The 3,176-nt window shown below is 64.6% G+C and carries 1 protein-coding gene and 1 pseudogene; one reads left to right on the top strand and one right to left on the bottom strand.

The features are described from left to right. Positions 1–72: 72 nt before the first annotated feature. Positions 73–3,039, bottom strand: coding sequence for a Tn3-like element ISPa38 family transposase (locus QMN38_RS26405; protein ID WP_003100881.1), 2,967 nt, complete (start codon positions 3,037–3,039; stop codon positions 73–75). A 61-nt stretch (positions 3,040–3,100) separates the two neighbouring features. Between QMN38_RS26405 and QMN38_RS27230 the strand changes: the two are divergent. Beyond that, positions 3,101–3,166: pseudogene (locus QMN38_RS27230) on the top strand (EAL domain-containing protein); the annotation flags it as partial. Between the last annotated feature and the right edge of the window lie 10 nt (positions 3,167–3,176).

Here is a 3,176-nt window from a genome sequence, read left to right as displayed (position 1 = left end):
TCTCCGAATGAAAGCCTGTCCTCAGCATAGTACCGGGAAGGAGGGAGTGACCATCTCATTAAATAAAGCACGCTAAGCCGGTTGCAGCGGCCGTAGCGGCCTGAACTTGCCCGCGCCGATCTTGGCGCTGCTGCGCCAGAGGTAATCGCCGGTCAGGTTGATGTGCTCCCAGCCGAGCGGCGACAGGTACTGCAACAGGCCGTCATCGACGGCTTGACCGTGGCCACGCAAGGCGTTCGCGGCCCGCTCCAGATAGACCGTGTTCCATAGCACGATGGCCGCCGTCACCAGGTTGAGGCCGCTGGCCCGGTAGCGCTGCTGCTCGAAGCTGCGGTCGCGGATTTCCCCCAGGCGGTTGAAGAACACGGCGCGGGCCAGCGCGTTGCGCGCCTCGCCTTTGTTCAGCCCGGCATGCACGCGGCGGCGCAGCTCGACGCTTTGCAGCCAGTCCAGGATGAACAGTGTGCGCTCGATGCGTCCCAGCTCACGCAGGGCGACGGCCAGGCCGTTCTGGCGCGGGTAGCTGCCAAGCTTCCTGAGCATCAGCGAGGCCGTCGCCGTGCCCTGCTTGATCGAGGTGGCCATCCGCAGGATTTCATCCCAATGGGCGCGGACGTGCTTGATGTTGAGCGTGCCGCCGATCATCGGTTTCAACGCCTCGTAGGTGGCATCGCCCTTCGGGATGTAGAGCTTGGTGTCGCCCAGGTCACGAATGCGCGGGGCGAAGCGGAAGCCCAGCAGGTGCATCAACGCGAAGACGTGGTCCGTGAACCCTGCCGTGTCGGTGTAGTGCTCCTCGATCCGCAGGTCGGATTCGTGATACAGCAGGCCGTCGAGCACGTAGGTCGAGTCGCGCACGCCGACGTTCACGACCTTGGTGTGGAACGGCGCGTACTGGTCGGAGATATGGGTGTAGAACGTCCGCCCTGGGCTGCTGCCGTATTTCGGATTGATGTGGCCGGTGCTCTCGGCCTTGCTGCCGGTGCGGAAGTTCTGGCCGTCCGACGATGACGTGGTGCCGTCGCCCCAATGCTCGGCGAAGGGATGTCGGAACTGCGCGTTGACCAGCTCGGCCAGTGCCGCCCCGTAGGTTTCGTCGCGGATGTGCCAGGCTTGCAGCCAGGCCAGCTTGGCGTAGGTCGTGCCGGGGCACGATTCCGCCATCTTGGTCAGGCCCAGGTTGATCGCGTCGGCGAGGATCGTGGTCAGCAACAGGTTTTTGTCCTTGGCCAGGTCGCCTGACTTCAGGTGGGCGAAGTGCCGGGTGAAGCCCGTCCATTCGTCTACCTCCAGCAGCAATTCGGTGATCTTGACGTGCGGTAGGATCATCGCCGTCTGGTCGATCAGGGCCTGTGCGGTATCGGGCACCGCCGCATCGAGCGGCGTGATCTTCAGGCCCGACTCCGTGATGATGGCGTCCGGCAGCTCGTTGGCCAGCGCCATGCGGTTGACGGTGGCGAGCTGCGTTTCCAGCAGCGTCAGCCGGTCATGCAGGTACTGGTCGCAATCGGTGGCCACGGCCAGCGGCAATTCGCTGGCCTGCTTGAGGCTGGCGAATTTCGCGGGCGGCACCAGGTAGTCCTCGAAGTCCTTGAACTGGCGCGAGCCTTGCACCCAGATGTCGCCGGAGCGCAGCGCGTTCTTCAGCTCCGACAGCGCGCACAGTTCGTAGTAGCGCCGGTCGATGCCGGTGTCGGTCATCACCAGCTTCTGCCAGCGCGGCTTGATGAACTCGGTCGGCGCGTCGGTGGGCACCTTGCGGGCGTTGTCGCTGTTCATGCTGCGCAGCACCTCGATGGCGTCGAGTACGTCCTTGGCGGCGGGCGCGGCCCGCAACTTGAGCACGTCGAGAAATTCCGGCGCGTAGCGGCGCAGCGTGGCGTAGCTCTCGCCGATGCGGTGCAGGAAATCGAAGTCCTCGGGTTGCGCGAGCCGCTGCGCTTCGGTGACGCTCTCGGCGAAAGCATCCCAGGACATGACGGCCTCGATGGCGGCGAACGGATCGCGGCCCGCTTGCTTGGCCTCGATCAGCGCCTGGCCGATGCGCCCGAACAGCCGCACCTTGGCATTGATCGCCTTGCCGGATGCCTGGAACTGCTGCTGATGCTTGTTCTTGGCGGCATTGAACAGCTTGCCCAGGATGCGGTCATGCAGGTCGATGATTTCGTCGGTGACGGTGGCCATGCCCTCGATGGCGAGCGCCACCAGGGTCGCGTAACGCCGCTGCGGCTCGAACTTCGCCAGGTCGGCGGGCGTCATCTGGCCGCCCTCGCGGGCGATCTTGAGCAGCCGGTTCTGGTGAACCAGCCGCTCGATGCCGGAGGGCAGGTCGAGCGCCTGCCACGCCTTGAGGCGTTCGATGTGTTCCAGCATGTGCCGCGAGTTCGGTTTGACCGGGGATTGCCGCAGCCAGGCCAGCCACGTCGTCTTGCCGTTGTCGCGGCGCTTGAGCAGATCGTCGAGGCGACGGCGATGCACGTCCGTCAGCGGCTCAGCCAAGGCGTCGTAGAGACGCCGGTTGGCGCGGGTAATCGCTTCGGCGCTCGCCCGCTCGACGGCGTTGAGGGCGGGCACAATGACCGACTGCCGCCGCAGGTGCTCGATCAAGGCTCTGGCCAGCACGATGCCCTTGTCGGTTTGCATGGCCAGCTCGGTCAGCAACTGGACAGCCTGCCGGTAGTGGCCAATCGTGAACGGCTGGAAGCCGAACACCGTTTGCAGCTCGACCAGGTGCTCGCGTCGGGTCTGCTCACGCTGCCCGTACTCGTCCCAGCTTTCGATGCCGACCTTGAGCTGGTTGGCGACCAGTCTCAGCAATGGCGGGAACGGTGGCTCATCAGCGCCAAGGATGACGCCGGGAAAGCGCAGGTAGCAGAGCTGCACCGCGAAGCCCAGCCGATTGGCCGGGCCGCGCCGCTGCCGGATGATGGAGAGGTCGCTTTCGCTGAACGTGTAGTGACGGATCAACTCATCCTTGGTGTCCGGCAACGCCAGCAGGCTTTCGCGCTCGGCGGCGGAGAGGATCGAACGGCGGGGCATGCGGTTTCCTTCTTCTTGAAAACGTAGGTTTGTGACAAGCCCGCCAAGGCAACCGGCGCGTGTCATTTTCAGAAGACGACTGCACCAGTTGATTGGGCGTAATGGCTGTTGTGCAGCCAGCTCCTGACAGTTCAATA

This window comes from Citrobacter sp. R-1.5.2, assembly GCF_035064245.1.
Classification (GTDB): Bacteria; Pseudomonadota; Gammaproteobacteria; order Enterobacterales; family Enterobacteriaceae; genus Citrobacter.
The sequence above is the reverse complement of the archived record's forward strand: the minus strand, read 5'-3'. Positions and strand labels throughout refer to the sequence as shown.

Coding starts and splice junctions, on each gene's coding strand:
- QMN38_RS26405 (WP_003100881.1), bottom strand. CDS start 3,039: ATGCCCCGCCGTTCGATCCTCTCCGCCGCCGAGCGCGAAAGCCTGCTG.